The 25,333-nt window shown below is 61.5% G+C and carries 18 protein-coding genes; 13 read left to right on the top strand and 5 right to left on the bottom strand.

Annotation, left to right across the window (positions count from 1 at the left end):
* Positions 1–10: 10 nt before the first annotated feature.
* Positions 11–1,327 carry a winged helix-turn-helix domain-containing protein gene (locus tag Q0877_RS04150; RefSeq protein WP_299165981.1) on the top strand — a complete coding sequence of 439 codons (1,317 nt, stop codon included), beginning with the start codon at positions 11–13 and terminating at the stop codon, positions 1,325–1,327.
* Complete coding sequence (secA, locus tag Q0877_RS04145) at positions 1,311–4,055, top strand: preprotein translocase subunit SecA (RefSeq protein ID WP_299165979.1); 2,745 nt, start codon at positions 1,311–1,313, stop codon at positions 4,053–4,055. The genes Q0877_RS04150 and secA overlap by 17 nt, the downstream gene beginning before the upstream one ends.
* Positions 4,056–4,134: 79 nt before the next feature.
* Here secA and Q0877_RS04140 read toward each other — a convergent pair whose 3' ends face one another.
* Positions 4,135–4,680 (bottom strand): Rv3235 family protein, encoded by a 546-nt coding sequence (locus Q0877_RS04140; protein ID WP_299165977.1) that lies wholly within the window; start codon positions 4,678–4,680, stop codon positions 4,135–4,137.
* A 14-nt stretch (positions 4,681–4,694) separates the two neighbouring features.
* A complete protein-coding gene (locus tag Q0877_RS04135; protein WP_299165975.1) occupies positions 4,695–5,435 on the bottom strand; it encodes a LysM peptidoglycan-binding domain-containing protein in 741 nt (246 codons plus the stop codon).
* 150 nt (positions 5,436–5,585) lie between these two features.
* On the opposite strand from Q0877_RS04135, the gene Q0877_RS04130 reads away from it, so the two are divergent.
* Positions 5,586–6,134 (top strand): hypothetical protein, encoded by a 549-nt coding sequence (locus Q0877_RS04130; protein WP_299165973.1) that lies wholly within the window; start codon positions 5,586–5,588, stop codon positions 6,132–6,134.
* Between the two features lie 139 nt (positions 6,135–6,273).
* Here the strand turns inward: Q0877_RS04130 and Q0877_RS04125 are convergent, their stop codons facing one another.
* A complete protein-coding gene (locus Q0877_RS04125; RefSeq protein WP_299165971.1) occupies positions 6,274–6,501 on the bottom strand; it encodes a helix-turn-helix domain-containing protein in 228 nt (75 codons plus the stop codon).
* A 207-nt stretch (positions 6,502–6,708) separates the two neighbouring features.
* Between Q0877_RS04125 and Q0877_RS04120 the strand changes: the two genes are divergently transcribed.
* Genes Q0877_RS04120 through Q0877_RS04105 form a run of 4 tightly spaced genes read left to right on the top strand, consistent with a single transcriptional unit; the run spans position 6,709 to position 15,092 of the window.
* Positions 6,709–7,362 carry an SAF domain-containing protein gene (locus tag Q0877_RS04120; protein WP_299165969.1) on the top strand — a complete coding sequence of 218 codons (654 nt, stop codon included), beginning with the start codon at positions 6,709–6,711 and terminating at the stop codon, positions 7,360–7,362.
* On the top strand, positions 7,359–8,684 hold the full coding sequence (locus tag Q0877_RS04115; protein ID WP_299165967.1) for a P-loop NTPase: 1,326 nt from the start codon (positions 7,359–7,361) through the stop codon (positions 8,682–8,684). The genes Q0877_RS04120 and Q0877_RS04115 overlap by 4 nt, the downstream gene beginning before the upstream one ends.
* 46 nt (positions 8,685–8,730) lie before the next feature.
* Positions 8,731–13,572 (top strand): NAD-glutamate dehydrogenase, encoded by a 4,842-nt coding sequence (locus Q0877_RS04110; RefSeq protein ID WP_299165965.1) that lies wholly within the window; start codon positions 8,731–8,733, stop codon positions 13,570–13,572.
* 11 nt (positions 13,573–13,583) lie between these two features.
* Positions 13,584–15,092, top strand: coding sequence for a sensor histidine kinase (locus tag Q0877_RS04105; protein WP_299165963.1), 1,509 nt, complete (start codon positions 13,584–13,586; stop codon positions 15,090–15,092).
* A gap of 83 nt (positions 15,093–15,175) precedes the next feature.
* On the opposite strand, the gene Q0877_RS04100 is transcribed toward Q0877_RS04105, so the two are convergent.
* Complete coding sequence (locus Q0877_RS04100; protein WP_056549944.1) at positions 15,176–15,424, bottom strand: WhiB family transcriptional regulator; 249 nt, start codon at positions 15,422–15,424, stop codon at positions 15,176–15,178.
* Positions 15,425–15,660: 236 nt separating this feature from the next.
* On the opposite strand from Q0877_RS04100, the gene Q0877_RS04095 reads away from it, so the two are divergent.
* The gene (locus tag Q0877_RS04095; RefSeq protein ID WP_299165957.1) at positions 15,661–16,092 is read left to right on the top strand and encodes a hypothetical protein; all 432 of its coding nucleotides are present in this window, start codon (positions 15,661–15,663) and stop codon (positions 16,090–16,092) included.
* An 11-nt stretch (positions 16,093–16,103) separates the two neighbouring features.
* Here Q0877_RS04095 and Q0877_RS04090 read toward each other — a convergent pair whose 3' ends face one another.
* Positions 16,104–20,021, bottom strand: a complete 3,918-nt coding sequence (locus tag Q0877_RS04090; RefSeq protein WP_299165955.1) for an FtsK/SpoIIIE domain-containing protein — start codon at positions 20,019–20,021, stop codon at positions 16,104–16,106.
* 177 nt (positions 20,022–20,198) lie between these two features.
* On the opposite strand from Q0877_RS04090, the gene Q0877_RS04085 reads away from it, so the two are divergent.
* Genes Q0877_RS04085 through Q0877_RS04065 form a run of 5 tightly spaced genes read left to right on the top strand, consistent with a single transcriptional unit; the run spans position 20,199 to position 25,312 of the window.
* Positions 20,199–21,488 carry a nucleotide sugar dehydrogenase gene (locus Q0877_RS04085; RefSeq protein WP_299165953.1) on the top strand — a complete coding sequence of 430 codons (1,290 nt, stop codon included), beginning with the start codon at positions 20,199–20,201 and terminating at the stop codon, positions 21,486–21,488.
* 23 nt (positions 21,489–21,511) lie between these two features.
* Positions 21,512–22,108, top strand: a complete 597-nt coding sequence (locus Q0877_RS04080) for an acyltransferase (RefSeq protein WP_299165951.1) — start codon at positions 21,512–21,514, stop codon at positions 22,106–22,108.
* A complete protein-coding gene (locus Q0877_RS04075; RefSeq protein ID WP_299165949.1) occupies positions 22,105–23,196 on the top strand; it encodes a DegT/DnrJ/EryC1/StrS aminotransferase family protein in 1,092 nt (363 codons plus the stop codon). The genes Q0877_RS04080 and Q0877_RS04075 overlap by 4 nt, the downstream gene beginning before the upstream one ends.
* Positions 23,196–24,188: a Gfo/Idh/MocA family protein gene (locus tag Q0877_RS04070; RefSeq protein WP_299165947.1), complete on the top strand. Its 993-nt coding sequence runs from the start codon at positions 23,196–23,198 to the stop codon at positions 24,186–24,188. The genes Q0877_RS04075 and Q0877_RS04070 overlap by 1 nt, the downstream gene beginning before the upstream one ends.
* On the top strand, positions 24,185–25,312 hold the full coding sequence (locus Q0877_RS04065) for a glycosyltransferase family 4 protein (protein WP_299165944.1): 1,128 nt from the start codon (positions 24,185–24,187) through the stop codon (positions 25,310–25,312). The genes Q0877_RS04070 and Q0877_RS04065 overlap by 4 nt, the downstream gene beginning before the upstream one ends.
* Positions 25,313–25,333: the final 21 nt, after the last annotated feature.

Genomic DNA, 25,333 nt, shown 5'->3' with positions numbered 1-25,333 from the left:
TGATCAGGAAATGACCTCTTCCCTGACTCTCCTCCAGGCACGACGGATCGCATTGGAGGCGCAGGGATTGGCGCGGGAGCGGCCCACCAAGACCCCGGGAACCCGGGAGGTGGGCCGTACTCTCGTCCGCCTGCAGCTCCTGCAGATCGACTCCGTCAATGTGCTCTCGCGCAGCCATTACCTGCCTTTGTTCGCCCGGCTCGGCCCGTACGACCGCGTGCTGCTCGACCGTTTTTCATCCCGGGCGCCCCGGCGCCTCGTGGAGTATTGGGCACACGAGGCAAGCCTCGTCCTGCCGGAGCTCTTTCCCTATCTCGTTGCTACCCAAAGCCGGAGGTGGGCGAGCGCATCGTCACTGCCCGACGACGTCCGGCTGCCGCTCAGTGACCGCATCCTCGAACTGCTGGGCGCCAGCCGGCCCCTGACCGCGGCGCAGGTTCAAAACCACATCGGCCATATCGAACAGAAGAGATTTGATCAGTGGGGCTGGAACTGGAGCTCGGCGAAAAGGGTGCTCGAAGACCTCTTCCAGCAAGGCCTGGTTTCGTCGGCAGGAAGGACTGCCCAGTTCGAGCGGCGATATACCCTCACGGAGAAAGTCCTGCCTGATTCGTCGCTTGCCCGTCTGGATATTCCGGTAGAGGAAGCCTACCTTCAGCTGGCCGAACGGGCGGCGCAGGCAGTCGGAGTCGGTACTACACGCTGCATTGCGGACTATTTTCGTATCCCTATCAAGGCGGCCGCTGCTGCCATTCATGTTCTGGTTCAGCGAGGTACGCTCGTTCCGGTAACAGTCGACTCATGGCGGCAGCCCGCCTATCGATACGCGGGTTCGGTGCTCCCACGGAACGCCACGGGCAGGGCCCTGCTTAGTCCGTTTGACTCCGTCGTCTTCGAACGGCGCCGGTTGGAGTCGCTGTTCGGCTTCCACTACCGCATTGAGATCTACACGCCAGCCCAAAAGCGCAAATACGGCTACTACGTGCTGCCCTTCCTTCTCCGCGACGGCATGGTGGCGCGGGTGGATCTGAAGGCAGACCGGGCGCAGGGGAGGCTCATGGTGCGGGCCGCTCACGGTGAGGCGTCAGTGCCGACCGACACGGCCGCCGAACTCGCCGCGGAGCTGGTGCTGATGGCGGGCTGGCTGGGTTTGGATCATGTGATCGTCGAACCGCGTGGCAACCTGTCAGCTCCGGTAGCCGCGCAGCTGGCGGAGGAATACGGCTGGGAACTAAATCGGGGGACGGCACGTCTCTCACGTAGACTGAATCCGCCAGGAAACGGCGTACCTAGATTGGGAGCAAAAACCAGTGCCATCACTTCTTGAACGAGTCCTTCGTACCGGCGATAAGAAGACACTGAAGCAACTCCGCAACTACGCCGACGCGATCAACATACTCGAAGATGAGTTCCGCGCCCTCAGCGATGAGGAACTGCGTGGGGAAACCGACAAGCTGAAGAAGCGCTACGAGGACGGTGAGACGCTCGAGGCACTCCTTCCGGAAGCCTTCGCAGCGGTGAGGGAAGCGGCCAGCCGTACGCTGGGGCTCCGTCACTTCGACGTTCAGCTGATGGGCGGTGCCGCGCTTCATCTGGGAAACATCGCCGAGATGAAAACCGGTGAAGGCAAGACCCTCGTCGCCACTGCGCCGGCCTACCTGAACGCCCTCACAGGCAAAGGCGTTCACGTCGTCACGACCAACGACTACCTGGCTGAGTACCAGTCTGACCTCATGGGCCGCGTTTTCCGTTTCCTCGGCCTGAGCTGCGGCTGCATCCTGTCCAAGCAGGATCCCGCCACTCGCCGCGCTCAGTACGCGTCGGATATCACCTATGGAACAAACAACGAGTTCGGGTTCGACTACCTGCGCGACAACATGGCGTGGAGCGCCGCCGAGTTGGTTCAACGCGGACACAACTTCGCTATCGTCGATGAGGTCGACTCCATTCTCATTGATGAGGCCCGTACTCCCCTCATCATCTCCGGGCAGGCATCCGGCGACGTGAACCGCTGGTACACCGAGTTCTCGAAAGTCGTCACTCGCCTCACCGCTGAAACCGATTACGAAGTCGACGAGAAGAAGCGCACCGTCGGTGTTCTCGAAAGCGGCATCGAGAAGGTCGAGGATTACCTCGGTATCCACAATCTCTACGAATCTGCGAACACACCGCTGATCGGCTTCCTGAACAACGCGATCAAGGCGAAGGAACTCTTCAAGCGGGACAAGGACTATGTCGTCCTCAACGGCGAGGTCATGATCGTCGATGAGCACACTGGCCGTATCCTCGCCGGTCGGCGCTACAACGAGGGGATGCACCAGGCGATCGAGGCCAAGGAAGGCGTCGAGATCAAGGCCGAAAACCAGACGCTTGCAACGGTTACCCTGCAGAACTATTTCCGCCTCTACGAGAAGCTCTCGGGCATGACCGGAACCGCTGAAACAGAAGCCGCGGAGTTCATGGGCACCTACAAGCTGGGAGTCGTTCCCATCCCCACCAACCGGCCGATGATTCGTGAGGACCGCTCCGACCTCATCTACAAGAATGAAGTCGCCAAGTTCGATGCAGTCGTCAAGGACATTGTGGAGCGGCATGAGAAGGGCCAGCCGGTTCTGGTCGGTACTACGTCGGTCGAAAAGAGCGAGTACCTCTCCAAGCAGCTTGCCAAGGCAGGCATCCGCCACGAGGTTCTGAACGCGAAGAACCATGCGCGGGAGGCAGCGATTGTCGCGCAGGCAGGGCGCAAGCGTGCGGTGACTGTGGCAACCAATATGGCCGGCCGCGGTACTGACATCATGCTTGGCGGAAATGCGGAGTTCGACGCCGTGACCGCCATGGAGAGCAAGGGCCTCCACCCAGCCGACAATCCTGAGGAGTATGAGGCCGAATGGCCGAATGCCCTGGCCGCCGCAAAGGAAGCAGTGGAAACGGAGCAGGAGGAAGTCCGGGACCTCGGTGGACTTTATGTGCTGGGAACCGAGCGACATGAGTCCCGTCGCATCGACAACCAGTTGAGGGGCCGCTCCGGACGCCAGGGTGACCCGGGAGCCTCCCGCTTCTACCTGTCTCTCACCGACGACCTGATGCGGTTGTTCAATTCGGGCGCCGCAGAGCGGATCATGAACAGCTCTTCCATGCCCGATGATGTCGCCCTGGAATCCAAGATGGTTTCCAAGGCGATTGAAAGCGCGCAGGGGCAAGTGGAGGGCCGCAATGCGGAGCAGCGGAAGAACGTACTGAAGTACGACGACGTCCTCAACCGGCAACGCGAGGCGATCTACAGCGATCGTCGACGCATTCTTGAGGGTGACGACCTGCACGAAAAGGTGGAGCATTTCCTTGAAGACGTCGTTACGGCCATGGTGGACGAAGCAACCGCCCAAGGCCACGGAGACGACTGGGACTACGAGCTGCTCTGGACCAACCTGAAGACGCTTTACCCCATCAGCCTTACAATCGATGAGGTCGTCGAGGAAGCCGGCGGCAAGTCGAAAATCACTCGGGATTTCCTCCACGCCGAGATTCTTTCTGATGCGAAGGTTGCCTACAAACAGCGCGAGGAAGCGCTCGGGGAGAAATCCATGCGGGAGCTGGAGCGCCGGGTGGTCCTTTCGGTGATCGGCAGGAAGTGGCAGGAACATCTTTACGAGATGGATTACCTCAAGGAGGGCATCGGCCTGCGTGCCATGGCACAGCGTGATCCGCTTGTGGAGTATCAGCGCGAAGGATTTGTGTTGTTCCAGGCGATGATGGAGGCAATCCGAGAGGAGAGCATCGGCTACATCTTCAACCTGGAGGTTGAAGTGGCGCCGGCGCAGAAGGCTGGCCTTCCCGGCGTGGCTGACGGTCGGGGGCTTGTGGATACTCCAACCATCAAAGCTGCAGGACTGGAGGCACCTGAGCGTCCGGCCAGCTTGGCGTTCACTGCGCCCAACGCACAGGGCGGGGTAGAGACGCGGGTCGAGCGTCGGCGCAGCGAGTCGGACGGTGATGGTTCGAAGGGCAGTCGGGCCGAGCAGCGCGCTGCCGCCAAGCGCCGGCCGGATAGGCGTTAGCCGGCCGGGTAGGCGTTAGCCGGGAGTGCACTGGTCGGGAACGAGTAAGCAGGGAGCGCGCACTAGCGGGACAATGGCACTAGCCGATCTGAAGCTCGGTAACGCGCCACTGACCACGCCAACGTTCAATCCTCATTGCTATTGCTCTGGCGCGCTTTTGCTCGGCAGCCACTACCGAGGCCTCGAAGATGCTTCGAGTGATGGGGCAGATACGGACCGTCCGAATCAGGACGTTGCGGTGAAGGCGCAGTGAATTGCTTCGTGGATCCCCGCCTACGCCCTGGCCTCGGGACTGTTCCACGCTGCGCACCAGGTTGGATCGAAGCTGGAGGCGCTCATAGCTGCGGCCGTCGAGCAACCTGGCCATCTGCTGCAGCGGCCTCGTTCCACCGAGAACTTCAAGTGCGCCCCTGGCAACCCTACGGGCCACGGCCTCCAGTTCTTCGGGAATCTCAGGTTCAGGACTGGGTAACGGGGCCGGTGGGCGGAGGAGCGGAAGCACAGCGGCGTCGTCGTTCCGGTGGAGGGGAACCTCAGTGCGAAGCAGAAACGGCCTGGGCGCTCCGCTGGCTTCAGCCAAAGGCGATATCTCGGATGCTGCGGGCAGGTGGGAGAGGGTGCTCACGTAGTTTTCTCGTTTCATTTCGAGTCCGCTGATGATCCCGTGGGGGGATGAAGAGCTTGTCCGGGCTGAAGCAGTTGGGCGTTCTCGCCGATCACATCCTTGTTCGCGGCGTACCATTGCGGCCAGGTCTCGGCTACTTGTGCGTCCGACGCGGCGGGACCGAGATATCGCGCCGTGATGGTCCAAAGGGAGTCGCCGGGCTGCACCACCACCTCGCCCCCTACCGCAACATGTGAGGACCGGCCTTCCCGCGGCTCTTTGATCAAGAGGTTTCCGGCAGGTGGCGGCGCCGTCGGCCGCCAGGAAGGGTCGAGTACGGCCGGCGCTTCCACCGGTGCCCACTGTGGGCTGAGCGCAGGGCCTTCCCCTGCTGCGTGTACCTGATCGGCGGCGGAGGATAGCGAGGGCACGGGTGCCCCGGCGTGGGCGGACGGAGCCGCAATCAGGCTCACACCCAATGCAAGACCGGCCGCCCGATGCATGAACGCTGGAGCGAACGCACCTATTCGTTGTGCAGCATTTGGACGGCCGACGCGGGTAAGCACTTTGGCGATGAATGCAAAGCAGAAGCTGAGGCACCACCAGACGAGGACGAGAGTGCCAAAGATCGCAACCCCCGAGCCAACCAGGTACGCCAGCCCGCTCGAGGCGGAAGCTTCCTGACTGTCAGCGAGCATCTTGCCAACCAGAGCGAGGACACCTCCAAGCAGCAAGATGGCATATGCCGTTCCCACCCCAGTCCTGCCTGATTCCATGTGAGGATCCTTTCGATGCTGGTTAATGCTGGTTAATGCCGTTTGACGCCGTTTGGTGCTTTTCAACTAGTTTGCTTAAACTTGTCTACCGTGGATTACGTTGGATGTCTACTAGTTGACCGAAAATCACTGGGTCCATAAGCTGAATCGATGCGTTGGAAAGCTCTGTTCGAAGACATCGAGGCGCAACTCGCCGCCGCTGACCAGGCGTTAGATGATGCCGAGGTGGCAGACCGGGTTCGGCAGGAGCAAGGGGCGGTTACTCTCGCCGACCGCTTTCGTGGACAGCTGGGGTTCATACTGAGGGTAGGAACGTCCGGCGGCGGCAGCTTCGATGGTGAGTTGACGCATGTGGGATCAGAGTGGCTGGTCCTGAGCACGCAGCCAGGGGAAGTGATGGTTCCGTTCACCGCTGTTCGGCTGGTGGAAGGTCTGAGCCGGAATGTATTGGGTGAGGCGTCGCGTGTTCAAAAAGGGTTGGGCCTTGGATCGGCCCTGCGGACACTGGCTCGGGATCGCGCGGCCGTCACCGTTCACATAGTGGAGAGCGCCACGCGGATTGAAGGGATCATCGACCGTGTCGGGAAGGACTTCCTGGAGATAGCCGCAGTCCTGCCCGGTGAAGCGAGGCGCACAACGAGCGTGTCTGCGGTTTACGCTGTTCCGTTTTCCGGGCTGGCTGCGGTTTCCTCCCGTTGAACCGTACTGGTCCGGGCGTACTCTTCGCATGGAGATCCGGCTTTATGCCGGGCAGGACAGGTCACAACGGTAAAGGGCGGCGCCTCATCGGCGCCGCCCTTGGATGATCGTGGAGTGTTACCTTCTGTTGGAGTGTTACCTAGAGTTCCTGCTCAACTGGCGCGCCTTCTTTCACGCTTGCCGCCGTCCGTTGATAGGCACTGGCGATATAGTCCTCGAGAACCTGGGTCTCCACCCGCCACTGCCCGCGGCCGCCGACCTGGATAGCCGGAAGCTCGCCGGAGCGCACGAGCGCGTATGTCTGTGATGAGGAGATATTGAGAACCTCTCCCACATCGGCCAGCGTCATAAACCGTTTCTGTGCCACGAAAGCCGCCTTTCCCTTCGTTCGACGCAAGAAACCTGTCCCTCCATCTTGCCACCCCCGGACGCCGACGTTGACGATATCCACAGTTTGTTGCTGATTCGTGCATTTGGTTTCCATTTGACTGAGGCTTGAAAGAGAATTGCTTGGGGCATGCACGTCCCGGTGCCATGCAAACGACTGTGAAGACGGGGAACAGGGGAAACACTCGTGAGTCTCAAGATGGACAACGCGGTGAGTACAAACGCGCCGCTCAGGCTGCGCAAACCGTCCTGGAAAGACCCCCGGCTTCTCATCGGCATACTGCTGGTGTGCGTTTCCATTGTGGGCGTGATAGCCCTTGTCGAAAGCGCGGACAAAACTATCGGCGTTTATGCAGCCCGTGAGGACCTGCCAGTTGGCGCCGAAATTTCGGAAGAGGATCTTAGCGTCGTTCCCGTGCGATTGGGCGAGGTTGAGGGCTCGTACCGATTAGTGAGCGAAGGTCTTCCGGATAACGCAGTTGCGCAGCGGTTGATCCCTGCCGGAGAGCTGCTTCCTGTCTCCGGAGTAGGGCCGGCCGATGCGCTCGACCGTAAGCCGGTGGGACTCACCGTGGAGGATCCGCTGCCTGCCGGGACCGCGAGGGGTGATCGTGTCGACGTATGGATTTCTCCCCGGGGAGAAGGTAACGAGTTCGGCGCTGCCGAGTTGCTCCTTGAGGGCGCTGAAATCTATGGCTATGCGGAGGAAGATTCCGCGCTGGGCGCCAGCCAATCGGCTCGCATTTTCGTCCTGGTCGGTGATGAAACCCTTCCTGCACTCCTTGACGCCCTGTCCAATGAGGCAAGGATCGCCGTCGTCGTCAACTCGGGTGCACGATGAGTATCCCCGTTGTTACGGTCGGACGTTCCGCGAGCGATTGCGTACCGGGACTGGAACAGCTTCGCGGACCGGTCACGGTGGTTCGACGCTGTGACGAATTTCCGGAGATGATCGCTGCCTGCCAAACCGGAATTGCGCGTGCGGCTATCGTTGCTTTCGACGCCGGTGAACTCACGTCGTCTCTGGTGGAACGGTTGCGCGCGGCTGATGTTGCCGTAGTTGCGCTCACTGACGACGATGACGCGCGGCAGCGTTTGCGGGTGCTGCAGGTTCGCCATGCGCCGACAGCCGTGGACGCTCGAGCGCTTGCCGGTGAAGTAGCTGCAGCCGTGGCGGATCTCGAACTGCATCTGCGGGGCACGCCGAACACCGCGTTTGCTGACCCTTCCCGTGCGCTTACTCCCAAACAGGTCTCTCGACTGGAAACAGCAGAGCCGGAAGGCGACGGCACAGTGCTTGTGGCCTGGGGTCCCACCGGTGCCACCGGCCGCACCACGGTGGCCGTCAATGTGGCTTCCGAACTCGCTGCCACGGGCTCCCGCGTCCTGCTCATGGACGCTGACACCTACGGAGCCAGTGTTGCTGCTTTTCTGGGACTCTTGGATGAATCGGCGGGGATCGCCCAAGCCTGCCGACTGGCGGATCAAGGCGTCCTGGATATCCCCACCCTGCAGCGAATCTGCACCGAAGTAGCTCTCGACGGTTCTCCGCTGCACGTTCTGACAGGCGTCACGCGTGCTGACCGCTGGGCGGAGGTCAGGCCAGCGGCGCTCACCCGTGTTGTGGCGCTTGCGCGCTCGATCTTCGATTTCATTGTCGTCGATTGCGCATTCGCCATCGAAGCTGACGAAGAATTGAGTTTCGACACCCTCGCACCGCGACGCAACGGGGCAACACTGCGCTGCCTTGAGCTGGCTGATGAGGTGTACGCTATCGGCGCTGCTGACTCGGTCGGGGTGCCGCGCCTCGTTCGTGCGCTGGCCGAGCTTGAAGAGGCGGTACCAACGGCAGCTCCGCGCGTTGTCTTCAATAAGGTGCGGGCTGCCTCCGTCGGTCGTTCACCGGAACGCCAGCTCCGCGAGGCATGGGAGCGATTCGGTCCTTCAATGCCCATCTCGGCGTTCCTGCCCGCTGATTTCGACGCTGCCGATGCCGCTCTACTGAGGGGTTCGACGCTGCGCGAAGCCGCTTCCGCCTCCGCGTTGCGCCAGGCTATCTCGGCGCTGGTCAATGCACCGGTTGAACAACGCAAGCGCCGCTCTGCTGGTCCAACCTCCAACGAAATGAAGTTTTCCGGTAACGGCGTTAGGCTCTCACAGTAAGGGGGTCGCGAAGGGGCGGCCTTTCATTTCGTTACGGAGGCGGTTCATGTCGTCTGGATCCAGCACCACGGAACAGTCCAGCTCTGACACTTCACTCACCGAGTTCATCCAGCACTATTACCAGCACCTAGCGGATGACGACGCCGGCACCTATTCGCCGGACGCGCTCACCGAACGTGCGCTTGAGCACCGCACGCTGGCCGCGATCCGGCCCACAGGTGAGGCGATAGTCGGAGTCTTCGACCAGGATGACGCAAGCATCGTCATGATCGTCACCGACGACATGCCGTTCCTCGTGGACTCCGTCACGGCGGAGCTGGTGCGGCAGCAGGCTGCAATCCGGCTGGTCGTGCACCCCACGTTCGTCGCGGTCCGGCATCGATCGTCGCACGAACTGATGAAGCTCAGGCGGGTTCCTTCCTCCGCGGGCTCATCCAGCGGGGATACGGCCGCACTTCCCAACCTGGCTGAACTGGTCGCTGACAGTGACATCAGTGCTCACGTCGAATCCTGGATGGCAGTCGAAGTCGGTCGCATCGGCGATGAGAAGCGGCGCGGGGAGATCGTCAAGGGTCTTCAGCGCGTCCTCTCCGATGTACGCGCAGCCGTGGAGGACTGGACTGCAATGCGCAGCAAACTGCGCGAGGTGTCCTCCACCCTGCAGCAGGTGCCGGAAGGCGCAGATATACCTGATCTCGGGCAGACCCAGGAATTGTTGGCCTGGCTGGACCAAGGAAACTTCACGTTCCTCGGCTACAAGGAATACGATCTCGAGACAGAGGACGGCGAAGACGTCCTTCGCGTCAGGGATGACAGCGGGCTGGGCTTGCTGCGCCACCCGATCGATGGCCGGCCGATCCAACATCTGACGCCGGCCGGGCGCGCCAAAGCACGCGAGAAGCAGCCGCTCGTCATAACCAAAGCCAACTCCCGGTCGACGGTTCACCGCGCCGCCTACCTCGATTACATCGGTATCAAACGGTTCGACAAGCAGGGCAACGTCTGCGGGGAGCGGAGGTTCATCGGGCTCTTTGCAACCAGTGCCTACACCGGGTCGGTCCGCAATGTGCCGATCATCCGGGACAAGGTGAACGAAGTGCTGCGCCGCTGCGGATTCCCCACGGATTCCCATTCAGGCAAAGACCTGTTGTCGATCCTCGAAACCTACCCCCGGGATGAGCTCTTCCAGGTCGATGTAGATGATCTGGTGGCTACGGCGCTGGGGATCCTGAAACTGCAGGAAAGACGCCGGACGAGACTGTTCCTCCGGCCGGACACCTACGGGCGCTTCATGTCGGCATTGGTTTACCTGCCGCGGGACCGTTATACGACGAGCGTTCGCCTGCGTATCGAGGATGAGCTGCGGCGCACCTTCAACGCAGAGTCGATTGATTACGAGGCACGGATGAGCGAGTCTGCACTCGCCAGACTGTTCTTCCGCATCCGACTTCCCAAAAACGCTGAGATTGCGCACGTCGAGGTCGCTGAACTCGAACAGCGGCTGGTGATGGCTGCCCGGTCGTGGTCGGAAGGCATCGATGAAGTGGCGCGTACCCGTTTCAACCGGCCGGATGCGGAACGGTTCTCGCACCTATGGGCTGAGGCATTCCCAGCCGCGTACAGAGTGGACTACGAAGTCGAGGACGCGCTCGAGGACATCGAACGCTTCTCGACCTATGACCGAACAGATACCTCCGGCCCGATCATGCATGTGTATGTTCCGTCCGGTGCGGGCGAACATCTGGCGGAAGATGCGCGGCTCAAGCTGTATCTCACTGAGCCGAAGAGCCTCAGCCAGATTCTGCCGTACCTGCACAACCTAGGTCTCGAAGTGCTGGACGAGCGTCCGTTCGAAATCGAGCGCTCCGACGGGAGGGACTTCTTCCTCTATGACCTCGGCCTGCGGTATCCGCAGGGAATCGATCCGGAGAGTACGGGCGAACTGCTGGAGGCAGCGTTCGCTGCTGCCGTAGGCAACGCGAGCGAATCGGATTCTTTCGACCGGCTCGTCCTGAAGGAGAATTTTCGCTGGCGTCAGGTCGCCATCCTGCGCAGCTACGCGAAGTACATGCGCCAGATGGGCAACATGAATTCGTACGGATTCATCAGCGACACGCTCCTGGCCAACCCGGAAGTAACACGCAAACTGGTTGCGCTTTTCGAAGCGCGGTTCGACCCGGACTTCGATTCCGAACGGCGTGAAGAAACGACGGCGGGTGTTCGCCTGGAGCTGGACGCGCTACTCGAGCAGGTGCCCACTCTGGACGCTGACCGTGTCCTCCGCACCTTCGCCAACGTGATTGAGGCGACTCTGCGGACGAACTACTTCCAGGACAAAGTGCACATCAGTTACAAGCTGAACACTTCAGCCATCGAGGGAGCGCCGCATCCGCGTCCGAAGTTTGAGATCTGGGTTTATTCCCCACAGATTGAAGGCGTCCATCTGCGCTTCGGCGATATCGCCCGTGGCGGGCTGCGGTGGTCGGACCGGAGAGAGGACTTCCGCACCGAGATTCTCGGTCTCGTCAAGGCGCAGACGGTGAAGAACGCGGTCATCGTTCCTACCGGTGCCAAAGGCGGCTTCTATGCGAAGCAGCTGCCTGACCCTGTACAGGACCGTGCAGGGTGGATGGCGGAAGGGCAGGCAAGTTACCGCACCTTCATTCGCGCGCTCCTGGACATCACGGACAATCTCGTAACCACCGAGGAAGGCGAGAATGTGGTGCCGCCCGAGCGAGTGGTTCGGCACGACGGCGATGACAGCTATCTTGTGGTGGCTGCAGACAAAGGCACTGCGTCCTTCTCGGACATTGCCAATGAGCTTTCCGCTGAATACGGCTTCTGGCTGGGGGATGCCTTTGCGTCGGGAGGTTCAGTCGGGTATGACCATAAGGCGATGGGCATTACGGCTCGGGGCGCCTGGGAGTCTGTGAAGCGGCACTTCAGTGAATTCGGCGTGGATACCCAAACCGAAGAATTCACCGTCGCCGGCGTCGGCGACATGAGCGGGGATGTTTTCGGTAACGGAATGCTTCTTTCGACGCATATCCGCCTGGTTGCCGCTTTTGATCACCGCCACATCTTTCTGGATCCCGCCCCGGATGCGCCGACATCATTCAAGGAGCGCAAACGGCTCTTCGAGCTTCCCCGATCCAGCTGGGCAGATTACAACCCGGAGCTGATCAGTGATGGCGGCGGAGTGTATGCGCGCCATGTGAAGTCCATTCCCGTGAGTGAACAGGTGAGGGCCGTACTCGGTCTCGATGACTCTGTCACCACGATGAGCCCTCCGGAGCTTCTGCGCGCCATTCTCACCGCACCGGTAGACCTGCTCTACAACGGCGGTATCGGCACCTATGTGAAGGCGTCCAGCGAGACCCACAGCGATGTGGGCGATAAGGCGAACGACTCCATCAGGGTCAACGGAAACCAGTTGCGTGCCCGTGTGGTCGGCGAGGGCGGAAACCTTGGAATGACCCAGCACGGCCGGATTGAAGCTGCGCTCAACGGAGTGATCCTCAATACCGATGCGATTGATAACTCCGCAGGCGTGGACTGCTCCGACCACGAAGTGAACATCAAGATCTTCGTGGACCGGATGGTACGCACAGGCAAACTGAAAGCGGCAGAGCGTACCGAGTTCCTGCACTCGATGACGGACGAGGTGGCGGACCTCGTGCTTCAGGACAATATCGACCAGAACGTACTCCTTCTCAACGACCGGCAGCGCGTCCTTGAATGGAGCCCGAGCTTCGAGCGGCTGATGGACTGGCTCGAGACGCATGCAGATCTGAACCGGGAGCTCGAAGCCCTGCCAACCACGACGGAACTGCGGGCCAGGGTTGAGCGCGGTCAGGGCCTCACCTCACCGGAGCTTTCCATGCTGGCCGCGTACGCCAAGATCGAACTGACAAAAGCGCTCACCAGAAGCGACCTGGCTGACGATCCGTGGTTCAAGGACACCTTGCGGAGCTACTTCCCACGTCAGCTTGTCGAACGCTTCGACGAGGAGCTCGACAGTCATCCGCTGCGGCGCGAGATTATCTCCACCGTCATCGCGAATGACATGGTGAATCTGGGCGGAATTACCTTCGTCTTCCGCGTGATGGAAGAAACATCGGTCAATGAAGCGATCGTCGCGCGTGCGTTTGTAGCTCTGCGGGAAATCTACGACCTCGATCACATCGTCCACGCGCTGGCCCAGCTTCCACCAAGTTTTCCGACCGAACACTCGACCACCGTCCACCTCGACATCCGGCGGCTGCTGGATCGGGCTGTGCGGTGGTTCGTCAACCACGTTGGGCGCGGTACCAGTGTCGAGGAGGACATCGCCGCCTTCAAACCGTTGATGGATCCGTTGCGTACAAAACTCATCAACTACGTGAGCGGCGGCGACCTCGAGCGGGTGCGCAGCTGGTTCCGGCGTGCTGAGGAATGGGGACTACCTGATTCCATCGCGCAGCACTGGGCGGAGCAGTTCGAGTCGTTTGGGTTGCTCGACGTTGCTCTCATCTCGCGGCGCGTGGATGAACCTGTCGAGCGGATAGCCGAGGTGTACTACGCCATTTACGACCGCTTCAACGTGGACAACCTGCTTGAGCGCATCACTTCCCTGCCAAGGGAAGACCGCTGGCAGGCCCTTGCGCGTGCTGCACTCCGTGACGACCTTTACTCGACGGTGTCTGAAATGACGGTGTCGGTTATGAACAGCTCGTCACATTTGGAATCATCGAATGCGTCCAGCAGGCTTCAGGAATGGGAGAAGCAGAACGCTGAACACCTGGATCGGGCCAAGAAGATGTTTGCCGAGGTGAACCAGCTGGAACGCGACGATATGGCTTCGCTGTCCGTTGCACTACGCTTGCTGCGTTCAATCGTGCGGCAGTAAGGGAGGCATAGGTGGCGATCTTCACGGACCCCATCCGGGAACACACGGGTTTCGCGCCGGGCGATGCTGAATGGCTGCATCTTTTGGTGGGGGACTGGCAGATGGTTGCGGACCTTGCATTTGCAGACCTTGCGCTGTGGTTTCCCCTGCACGACGGCGGCTACGTTGCGCTGGCACATGTGCGCCCTTCCACCTCGCACACCGTCTTTCACAGCGACTTCGTGGGTGAACGGATCCGCGCTGATCTTCAACCGCTGGTTGACAAGGCCTGGGAGAGCCAGCAGATCGAACGGTCCGGGGAAACCAACTGGACCACGGAGATGGCGATGCGCGTCGAAGCGGTACCGATGGTGCGAAACGGCAGAACTCTTGCCGTCGTCACCTCTCACATGGACCTGTCCAGCTCGCGCATGCCATCACGGCTGGAGCTGACCTACCGGCAGTGTGCCTACGATCTGCTGCGGATGGCGACTTTGGGGCTGTGGCCCGATTTCGCTACGCCGACGGGATCCAGGCGGGGTGCCCCGCGCGTAGGGGACGGTCTGATTCGGCTCGATGTGGACGGCGTCGTGCAGTATGCCAGTCCAAACGGTGTTTCAGCATTCCGGCGACTGGGTGACGTCGAGACGCTAGAAGGGCGTCCCCTCGCCGAGATCGTGACCTCGCTGCTGAAGGACCGCAGGATGGTTGACGAGACGTTGCCACTCGTATTGACAGGCAAGATGCCCTGGCGTACCGAAATCGAGTCCAGGGGCGTGAGCCTGTCACTGCGTGCTATCCCACTTCGCGATGACAAGGAACGTTTCGGTGCACTGGTGCTCTGCCGCGACGTGTCGGAGCTCAGGCGGCGGGAGATGGAGCTGGTGTCCAAGGACGCGACAATCCGTGAGATTCATCACCGGGTGAAGAACAATCTGCAGACCGTGGCTGCCCTGTTGAGGATGCAGTCACGCCGCATGGTGAGCGATGAAGCGAAACAGGGTCTGGAGCAGGCGATGCGGCGGGTGGCCACGATCGCGCTGGTCCATGAGACGTTGTCGCAGGGCCTTTCGCAGAGCGTGGACTTCGACGAGCTTATTGCGCGTCAATTCCGCTTGTCTGCGGAAGTAGCGTCGCCGAATCAGGCTGTCCGGACAGAGCGGTCAGGCGAATTCGGTGAGCTCCCCAGCGATTTTGCCACCCCGCTGGCCCTGGTGATCAATGAGCTGGTGACGAACGCCGTCGAGCATGGCTTGGCCGATCGGCCCGGCACAGTCTGGCTTGGCGCTAACAGAAGCGTGGGCGATGACGGCGAGATGCTCACCGTTTCCATTATGGACGACGGGGCAGGTCTGCCGCCGGAGGGCTACAGCGAGGGACTCGGTCTGCAGATCGTGAGGACCCTCGTCATGAGCGAACTGGGCGGCACGATCGAGTGGACTTCGCGGGAAGGCGGCGGCACGGTTGTCACTATCGAAATGGGAATCCCCGGAGCACGGCGTAAAACCGGCGCATCGCGGCCTTCCTCCCAAGGAATCTGATTGGCTCGAAGCGACGACAAACTGAAGGGAGGGCATCTACCGATGCCCTCCCTTCAGCTATGTCTTAGGGTGTGACTCTTCAGTCAGGAAGCCCGGCGTGCTCGCGCTGCGCGTCGCTTGAGCGCGCGGCGTTCGTCTTCGCTCAGCCCACCCCAGACGCCGGCATCCTGTCCGGACTCAATCGCCCACTGGAGGCAGGTGTCGATGACCTGGCATCGGCGGCACACGCTCTTTGCTTCTTCAATCTGAAGCAGGGCGGGCCCTGTGTTGCCGACCGGGAAAAACAGTTCCGGGTCTTTGTCTAGGCAGGCAGCGCGGCTACGCCAGTCCATGCTGATCACTTTCTCCTTACAACTCGCGAGGTTTGTGAAAACATTCACGAGGGGTGTCATAGTAAAGGGGGCCACTACGGCCCCCGCATTTCCTTCATTAAGGTTGTCACGTTACGCACACGCAAACAAGGGGTAACCAGAAGGTAATTGCCTCAAACCATGAGGGATGCGTCACACAGTTGACAACAGGCAAAGCATCCGTAGCTGTGAACGACTATGTCCGGTAGGGTGCGACTGTGTCAAGACCCGCCTCCCTGCCCCAGTCCCATGAGAGAGCCCGGCCGGTAGGGGTGGTAATCATCGCGGCGATTCTGCTCTGCGAGGCAGCAGTCCTGCTCGCCGTCGCCGGTTGGTTTGCTTTCGGTCTGCTCACAAGCACGCCCACCTCTTTGGGCGGCGCGGTTTTCATGCTGGTACTCCTGCTCCTTTTCGCAGGGTGGCTCCTGATCGTGGCGCACTTTCTCTTCCGGGGATACCGCTGGACACGATCCGCAGCGCTGGTCTTCCAGTTCTTCGTGATTGTTGTTGCAATACCTACGCTGACCGGTGGAATAATCTGGGTCGGTCTCCTGCTACTGGTACCCGCGGTGGTAGTGGTGCACCAACTCTTCACACGTCCCGTCGCGGCCTACACCAGCCGGACGGGCGACGGCACACCTATGCTCTAGCCCTGATGCTGTCAGGAGGACCTCGATGGATCCCACCCGGACGGGGCGCGCTCACAGAGGGCAACCTGAATTTCCACTGTGCAGTGCGAGTGCACGAGGATGCCGCGTCCCGGCGGTGACTTGCCATCCACATCGACGCGTAAGCCGAAGATATCCCCATCAGCGGGCGACCGGGGACCGAGGATGATCCCCACCGGATTGACGCGCAGGGAAGCAAGGGCGGGGCTGACCGCGATTGCTGGCGAGGGTGAGCAGGCAAAGACAGCCCGTGCGCCGGCCGCCAGCATTTCAGCGAGTTGCTGGTGGGTATCGCGGGGTAGCAGGTCGGCGTCGTCAACGAGCAGCAGATCCTTCCCGCCAGCTCCTCCCATGGCGGCCTGCTTCCAGAAAACCGCCGGATCTTCATTTTCGAGGGGCCGCAGGCATCTCACTGACTCAGGGGCCAATTGTGCGACCAGGTTGAGCGTCTGCGATTTGCCGCTGCCGGCTGACCCGACGACCACCGCCACCGTTCGCTGCGGCAGCGCCAACTCCACTGGGGCGAGGTCATCACCGCCCACACCCACTGGGATCCGTAGCTGCCCCAGAGATGGGTGCGTTGCTGGGAGATCAATGCTCCTGACAATGCGGGGAAGTGCAGCGACGGTGAACGGTCGCTGTGCCGGCAGCCCGCGGGGCACCGGGCCGGGATCCATCATGAGTTGGGCAATCGCATCCCCGTCAGCGCTGATACGGCCCTGAACGAACGCACGACCGGGTATCGAATCGATGGCAGGAAGCTTCGGCCAGGTGAGTAGAGCCTCTGAGCTGGCACCGAGCGGCAGGTAGAGGCGGTTGGGCAACGCGGAAAAGAACCTGCTGGCGATGAGTTCCCGCTCACCCGCAATGACCAGTGAGATTCCGGCGGCTTCGCCGTCACGCACGATGTCCTGCAGCGCGTCTTCCGCCCAAGCGAAGCGGCTGCTGCGGAACGCCGTTGCCCACCTTCCCCAGCCCGAGATAAAGACTGTGAGTTGCGGGAAGTGGGAGGTTATGGACTGAGCGTTGCCGAGCCGAACCGTCACCAGCTCGGCAATCCGTTCGAGGACTCTGGCAGCCCGTTTCACATCGGCGGCAGTGACATAGGCGCCGACCTGTGCAGCATCATTGACAGGGCGCAGGGTCGAGTCGCCGTCGAGTAGATAGAGGTGCCGGTCGGGCAGGGTGCGGAGATGTTCCGCCGTCAGGGCCTGGAGCACCATGCCCTGCCCGCTGCCGGGCTGACCCACAAGTGCGAGATGTGAGTGACGTGCGGGATCCCATACAAGCGGACGTTGCTTTTGCTTCTCGGGGAGGTCGAGCAGGCCAAGCTGCGGAGTGTCGGTCGGCACCGCGGTCGAGCGCGTGAGCGCCGACGGCAGGGACGGACATACCGGTTTTCGCAGCCGCGGAACCGGTAGCAGGTGCGCAGCTCTGTTGGCGGAGTCCACAAGCGCCTGAAGGTTATCTGCCGAATCTGGGGTTACTTCCCGGGCAGTGTCTTTCCCTGCGTGATCGGCTATTTCATAGCCGGGGCTCTGCGCCAGGAAGGAAGCAAAGGACGTAACTGAGGCGGACAGCGAGTTGGAGCCGGGCGCCGTCGTCGTCGCGGTCTGGAACTCGATGGGCTCCCCGGAGGCTATGCGCAGAAAACCACGGCCGGGAAGGTTGACCGGGATGGACGCTGCTACTGCTGCTTCGAGGACGTCCTGGGATTCCATGGCGGATTGAACCCTCAGTGCAACGTTTGCCGTGATGTTTGCGCGGATATCGGATGTGATCGCACCCTGCGGGCGCTGCGTTGCAAGGACAAGATGCATCCCGAGCGAGCGCCCCAGGGAAGCGATCCGCATCAGTTCCTGGACGGACCCGGGAACCTCCTCGCTGAGCATCCGAAACTCGTCGATCACTGTCACTAGACGGGGTAACGGCATGGCGGTGCTTCTACGGTACTCAAGGTAGTCGGCAGCACCGGCGTCTGCGAAGAGTGCTTCGCGCCGCTTGATCTCTGCCCTGAGGGAGACAAGGGTGCGGGAGACAGCAGCTACCGAGAGGTCGGTGAACATGCCGGTAACGTGCGGCAGGTGCGCAAGTCCGCCGAGTCCGGAGCCGCCCTTGAAGTCGATGAAGAGGAAGTTCAGGCCGGTGGGGGAGTAGCTGAGCGCCAGACCAAGGACCAGTGTCCGCAGGAACTCGGATTTGCCGGATCCTGTTGTCCCGGCGATAAGCAGATGTGGGCCGCTCATCACCAGATCAAGCACCAGCGGTCCCTCAGCCGATGACCCGATGCTTGTACAAAGATGTGAGCCGTTCCACGCCGTGCGCCATCTTTCCGCAATGCTGTCACTGTCGCAAGGCAGCAGGTCCAGAAACGCGAGAGCATCCGGGACTGTTGTCCCTGTCTGATCGGCTGCGTGCGGTCGGCTACGTGTTCCGATTGCTCGGGCCAACCGCTCAAATGTGTCCGATTGGACGAAATCCGGCTGGAAACAAACAGCGCCGTCCGGGGTTGTGAGTTCGGGCCGCGGCGGAAAGTAGTCGATGGTCCAACGCTCCTTGTCACGTCGGTTCGACGACGAGAAACGGTAGATGCGCATCCCTTCCGCTGCTGTGACCGTTCCCGAATCGAAGGTCATGATTGTGGAGTACCTGCGGGAAGCGAGAAGTTCAGCGAACCGTGCGTGATCGGCAACGAGGGTCACCCCTGGCAGGAATCTCGCCGCCGACGGTAGAGCTGCGGCGGCACCGAAACAGAGGACTTCCCCGGCATCGCGAAGGGCGGCGAGCTGAAGAAGCAGGAAGTGGGCGACTTCGACGAGGATTTCCAGCGGTCCGCGGATGTCCAGATTGAGCGGTTCCTGACCTCCGCTCTCCACCAATGGGAGGAGCACTGGCGCGTCGGTAATGACGGGCGGCCGCCATTGCGCAGGTGTGGGTTTGGGCTGGACATTGGCGTGCTGGTCCGCGATGCCGAGCCGTAGATAGGTGCCGCGCGAGTGCAGCGATGGTATTCGACCGAAGTCGGCCAGCTGTGGACGCAGAGCAGCGAGCGCGAGCCCGCCTGGGTCCGGTGCCGCGCGTCGTCGTCGTTCACTGTCTCTGGCTGCGGCTGCGGCCACCGCTGCGTCGAACACGCGGCGTCTTCTTCGTCCGTTTATGAGCGGTACGAGGCCGGTGACGGCGGAGAGCGCACTGAACGCCAGGAAAAACCACATACCAGTGGTCACTGCGAGCACAATGCCGAGCACGAGCGGCAGGAAGGCTGTGAGGATCAGTAACCTGTTGCCCTCCGGGGGAGGGGGCGCGCTGACCTCGCACGGCTCATGGAGCTCAGCGGGAAGGGTTGACTCGGCCGGCGTGTCCGCGAGGACGACGGCACAACGGCTGGCACCGATGCGGATTTCGGAGTCTGTGGTCACCGGGCTTCGTTCGACGCGGGATCCGTTCACCCAGACGCCGTTCACCGACTTCCGATCGCGGAGGACGAGGGCGTCGTTGCTCACCGCGAGGACGGCATGCACGCGGGAGAGTTCGGGGTCATGGATGGAGATATCTGCTGCGCTTCGGCCGATCGTGTAGACGCCGCGTGAGAGCGGTACTGACTTGCCGGCGTCGGGTCCGGACCGCACGAGGAAGATCAGGTTCCCGGCGTCGGATGGTCGCGACGCCGGTCGCTGGCTTGGGGAGGCGACGATCACCGCGCCGGACGTCAGGGGCGGTACTCCTGGTTCCAGCTCTTGCAGGGGTGTCCCGCCGATCGAGAGGTGCTGGGTCCCAATTCGTTCTGACAGCTGTCTGTGAAGCTGTTCGCCACTCGACAAATGGGCCCTCGTGATGACGATTTCCTCCGTCGGTTCGCCTCCCGGCAATTGCGCGCCCGGACCTGCGGCGAGCGTGACGTGCAGATCCATGGTTCGAGCCTAGGAGCATTTCGGGCTCCTTGACGGGAGTCGGCGTCGACCTGTGGATAAGGGCCGCGGTCAGCGCCGCGGAAGCTTCAACGGGCGATATTCCAGCTGGGACGATAGGCTTGGCTACTGGATCTGGAGCCGGGTCTGCTCCACGTACAGAGAAAAGGTCATACCACCGTGAAGATTGCTGTCATTGCCCTTGGGAAAATCGGTCTGCCGCTGGCAGTCCAGTTCGCGTCGAAGGGTCACGAAGTGGTGGGCGTTGACGTTAACGCCCAGGTTGTCGAGTTGATCAACAACGCTGTGGAGCCGTTTCCCGGTGAAGCGCACCTCCAGGAAAAGCTTTCCGAACTGGTTCCCGCCGGCAAGCTTCGGGCGACAACTGATTACGGTCAGGCGGTTCCTGATGCTGATGCAGTGGTCCTGGTGGTGCCTTTGTTCGTCGACGCTGAAGCAAATCCTGACTTCGGATGGATGGACGGCGCCACTACAGAGCTGGCCAGGCACCTCACTCCGGGAACGCTGGTTTCCTATGAGACGACTCTTCCGGTAGGGACCACCCGTTCTCGGTGGAAGCCGATGCTCGAGGAAGGTTCGGGCCTGGTCGAGGGCAAGGATTTCCACCTCGTGTTCTCACCGGAGCGTGTGCTGACCGGTCGTGTCTTCGAGGACCTCCGCAAGTACCCTAAGCTGGTAGGCGGGTTGTCCGACGACGGCGCGAAGGCTGCGGTCGAGTTCTACGAAGCCGTTCTCGATTTCGATGACCGTCCTGATCTGGTTCGCGGTAACGGCGTGTGGGATCTGGGATCAGCCGAAGCATCGGAGCTGGCAAAGCTTGCCGAGACGACCTACCGCGATGTGAATATCGGTCTGGCCAATCAGTTTGCGCGCTTCGCCGCAACTGCGGGAATCGACATTTACCAGGTCATTGAGGCTTCGAACTCCCAGCCCTACAGCCACATCCACCAGCCGGGCATCGCAGTCGGAGGCCACTGCATCCCCGTTTATCCTCGGCTGTATCTGTGGAACGATCCGTCAGCAACGGTCGTTCGTGCGGCCCGCGAAGCCAATGCCGGGATGCCGGAGTACACGGTTGGGCTGCTGGAAGGCGCCCATGGCGAGCTGAGCGGTGCCACCGTCGTCGTGCTTGGCGCTGCCTACCGCGGCGAGGTCAAGGAGACGGCTTTCTCGGGCGTCTTCGCGACGGTTGACGCGCTGAAGGAACGCGGCGCAAAGGTGCTGGTGCACGACCCGATGTACACGGATGCGGAACTTTCCTCTCTTGGATTCGACGCCTACCAGGTTGGCGAGCCGGTGGATGCTGCAGTGGTGCAGGCGAACCACGCAGAGTACGCAAACCTGACGCCGTCCGATCTGCCCGGGGTGAAGACGTTCATCGACGGTCGCCGGGTAAGCTCGCCGGAGAAGTGGGCCGGAGTGACCTATCGGGTCATCGGCAAGGCCTGAGAGACGCAACGGAAGGTAGTCGCATGACTTACATCGCCGATAGCGCTGACGTTTCGGAGCAGGCGGAACTGGGCGAGGGCACGAAGGTGTGGCATCTCGCCCAGGTGCGGGAAAACGCGAAGCTGGGCGCCAACTGCATTGTCGGACGCGGGGCCTACATCGGTACGGGCGTTTCTATGGGCGAGAACAGCAAGGTCCAGAATTACGCTCTGGTGTATGAGCCGGCGTCGCTCGGCAAGGGTGTATTTATTGGTCCGGCCGTTGTTTTGACGAATGACACGTATCCGCGGTCAGTCTCGCCGGACGGAACGCTGAAAAGCGCGCATGACTGGATTCCCGTCGGGGTCACTATCGAAGACGGTGCCTCCATCGGGGCTCGCGCTGTGTGCGTGGCCCCGGTGACCATCGGTAAGTGGGCCACGGTAGCTGCCGGCGCCGTCGTCACCAAAGACGTACCCGCCTACGGGCTCATGGCAGGAGTTCCTGCCCGCCGTCTGGGGTGGGTTGGCAAGGCAGGTCACCCGTTGAAGGAGCAGGACGGACTGTGGGTCTGTCCTGCGACCGGCGAGAAGTACAGCGAAGCACACGGAACACTGGCACCAGTAGAGGATCAGAAATGAGCACAGGATTCATTCCGGCGGCTAAGCCGATCGTAGGGGACGAGGAGCGCGCTGCTGTTGATGCGGTGCTCGTCTCCGGCATGCTGGCGCAGGGCGCCGAGGTCGCCGAGTTCGAGAAGGAGTTTTCGGAGGTCCTGCTCGATGGTCGGTCGTCCGTTGCCGTGAATTCGGGGACGTCCGGTTTGCACCTTGGCTTGCTGGCTGCCGGAATCGGACCCGGGGACGAGGTGATCGTCCCATCATTCACGTTCGCCGCAACCGCGAATTCTGTCGCACTCACAGGCGCGACGCCGGTCTTCGCCGACATTGAGCTGGATCACTACTGCCTGGATGTCGCTCACGTAGAGTCGCTGATCTCCGACAAGACCAAGGGGATCATGCCCGTGCACCTGTACGGCCACCCGGCGAACGTCGTCGCGTTCCGTGAACTTGCTGACTCACGTGGGATCAAGCTGTTTGAGGACGCGGCTCAGGCTCATGGTGCTGGATTGGATGGCCGGAAGGTCGGCACGTTCGGAGATTTCGCGATGTTCTCGCTCTACCCGACGAAGAACATGACCTCGGGCGAGGGCGGCATGGTGTCGACCGGAGACGCGACCGTCGAGCGTAACCTGCGTCTGCTGCGGAACCAGGGCATGGAGCGCCAGTACGAGAACGAGCTGGTCGGCTTCAACGCCCGCATGACCAATCTCCATGCGGCTATCGGGCGCGTGCAGTTGACCAAGGTCCTCGGGTGGACTGCGCAGCGTCAGTCAAACGCCAAGTTCCTCACCGAGAACCTTGAAGGCGTAGGTACGCCAGCAGTAGCTGAGGGTGCTGAGCACGTGTACCACCAGTACACCATTCGCATCTCGGGCGACCGCGACGGATTCGCCGCCGCGCTCAAGGACGAGTACAACATCGGTAGCGGTGTCTACTACCCAATCCCGAATCACCGTCTGCCTTCCTTCAACCGAACCGAGGACCTGCCCAATACCGAGATCGCGGCACGCGAAGTACTCTCCCTCCCGGTGCATCCATCGCTTGATGGCGAGGACCTGGACCGCATCGTGACGGCCGTGAACAAGCTTGCGGGAGCGGGCGCCTGATGGCGGACCTTCGGGTAGGCATTATCGGTCTGGGAATGATGGGCCGCCATCACGCACGCGTGGCGCGGGAGCTCGATGGCGTTCAGTTGGTTGCGGTGGCAGATGCTTACGGGGACCCGCATGGTGTGGCGGGGAACCTACCCTTGTGCGGCTCAGTGGATGAGCTGATCGCTCAGGGAATAGACATGGCAGTGTGTGCCGTGCCGACAGGCTTGCACGAGGAGGTGGGTCTTGCCCTCGCGACTGCGGGAGTGCACACCATGGTTGAGAAGCCGATCGCTTCCACGATCGAGGGCGGTGTGAAGCTGGCAGAGGCTTTCGAGGCTGCCGGTCTGGTTGGCGCTGTGGGGCATATCGAGCGGTTCAACCCTGCGCTTCAGTCGCTGCGTTCCCGCATCGAGAACGGTGATCTCGGTGATGTCTATCAGGTGGCAACCCGCCGTCAGGGACCGTTTCCTTCGCGGATTGCCGACGTCGGGGTGGTGAAGGATCTAGGCACTCACGATATTGACCTGACCGCATGGCTGGCGCAGTCGCACTACAAGTCAGTTTCCGCGCGCACGAGTACACGGTCGGGACGTCCGCACGAGGACATGGTGACGGCGTCCTGCCAACTGGAGAATGGCGTCATCACTTCCCACCTGGTGAATTGGCTTTCTCCTATGAAAGAGCGACTGACCGTGGTAACGGGAGAAAAGGGGGCCTTCGTCGCGGACACGTTGACGGCGGACCTGACGTTCTACGAAAACGGGACGATCAACACCGAATGGGAAGCAGTCTCAAACTTCCGCGGAGTTAGTGAAGGCAACATCACGCGTCTTGCACTGACCAAACGTGAGCCGTTGAAGGCCGAGCACGAGGCGTTCCGTGATGCTGTGCGAGGGGAACGCAACGACGTGGTGACGATGCGCGAAGGCCTAAACACCCTGCGGGTGGCGGAGGCGATGATCGAGTCTGCCCGAACCGGGCAGATGGTGGACATTACCGCGTGACGACACGTGTTGTCATTGCAACCAGGCTCTACCCGCCGGAGGTTGGGGCGGCTGCTTTCCGATTGAAGGCCTTAGCGACCGCACTGAGAAGCGTTGGCGCATCCGTGAGTGTACTCACGACGATGCCCCCGGTAGGGATGGTTCCCGAGCGCGGTGTTTCTCGGTGGCCCGTTCTGCGCGATGCGGGAGGAAATGTCAGGGGTTACATCCAGTACCTCAGCTTCGACGTGCCGCTCTTTTTTCGATTGCTCGTCACTCGTGCTGACATCGTCGTGTCTGAGCCGCCGCCCACAACGGGGCTTGTAGTAGCTCTTTCTTCCTGGATCAGAAGACGCCCTTATGTTTACTACGCGGCTGACGTGTGGACGGACGCGCTGATCGCTATGGGCGCCGCTTCACCGGTCGTCGAAGTCATGCGCTGGATGGAGGGAACAGCACTGAGGAATGCGGCACAAGTAATCGCCATTTCCGATGGTGTGGCCGACCAACTGCCTCAGTTCGGCGTTCCGTCCGACGTGATACGCGTCGTCGGGAATGGTATCGATACCGAGACTTTCCGGCCGGATGGACCCGAGGCATCTCCTGGACATCCGTACTTTGTCTACACCGGCACGATGTCGGAGTGGCAGGGCGCTGAAATTTTCATTGAAGCGCTGCAGTATGTTGGGGGGAGTAACGTACACATTTACTACTTCGGGCAAGGCTCGTCCGAGCAGAAGCTTCGGGAGCTCGCCGGACGCATTGCCCCAGGACGGGTAATATTCGGCGGAGTCAAGACCCCCGAAGAGACTGCCTCATGGATCAGAGGCGCCGTTGGTGCCCTCGTGAGCATTGTGCCTGGGCAGGGCTATGATTTTGCCAAACCGACGAAGATTTATGCGGCTGGAGCCTGCGGCACGCCGGTGATTTATGCAGGCGCGGGGGACTGCTCAAGCATGGTGTCGGACAATCGGCTTGGCGAGAGCGTTGACTTCGATCCAGTGAAGGTGTCAGCTGCTATGACGCGGCTCCTTGACGGGGACGACGCAGAGTCAGATATACGAGTGAACTGGGTGCGAAAGAACGCGTCGCTGCAGACCGCCGGCGAACGCGCCGCCGCCGCCGTGCTGGCCGTACTGGACTAATCAACAGACGACGGCGTCGAA

Origin of the sequence: uncultured Arthrobacter sp. (genome assembly GCF_947495145.1) — a bacterium.
Classification (GTDB): Bacteria; Actinomycetota; Actinomycetes; order Actinomycetales; family Micrococcaceae; genus Arthrobacter_D.
Note: the sequence above shows the minus strand (reverse complement) of the source record. Positions and strands in the feature narration are given on the sequence as shown.

Coding starts and splice junctions, on each gene's coding strand:
- Q0877_RS04100 (WP_056549944.1), bottom strand. CDS start 15,424: ATGGACTGGCGTAGCCGCGCTGCCTGCCTAGACAAAGACCCGGAACTG.
- Q0877_RS04150 (WP_299165981.1), top strand. CDS start 11: ATGACCTCTTCCCTGACTCTCCTCCAGGCACGACGGATCGCATTGGAG.
- Q0877_RS04110 (WP_299165965.1), top strand. CDS start 8,731: ATGTCGTCTGGATCCAGCACCACGGAACAGTCCAGCTCTGACACTTCA.
- Q0877_RS04080 (WP_299165951.1), top strand. CDS start 21,512: ATGACTTACATCGCCGATAGCGCTGACGTTTCGGAGCAGGCGGAACTG.
- Q0877_RS04075 (WP_299165949.1), top strand. CDS start 22,105: ATGAGCACAGGATTCATTCCGGCGGCTAAGCCGATCGTAGGGGACGAG.
- Q0877_RS04135 (WP_299165975.1), bottom strand. CDS start 5,435: ATGGAATCAGGCAGGACTGGGGTGGGAACGGCATATGCCATCTTGCTG.
- Q0877_RS04115 (WP_299165967.1), top strand. CDS start 7,359: ATGAGTATCCCCGTTGTTACGGTCGGACGTTCCGCGAGCGATTGCGTA.
- Q0877_RS04090 (WP_299165955.1), bottom strand. CDS start 20,021: ATGGATCTGCACGTCACGCTCGCCGCAGGTCCGGGCGCGCAATTGCCG.
- Q0877_RS04130 (WP_299165973.1), top strand. CDS start 5,586: ATGCGTTGGAAAGCTCTGTTCGAAGACATCGAGGCGCAACTCGCCGCC.
- Q0877_RS04070 (WP_299165947.1), top strand. CDS start 23,196: ATGGCGGACCTTCGGGTAGGCATTATCGGTCTGGGAATGATGGGCCGC.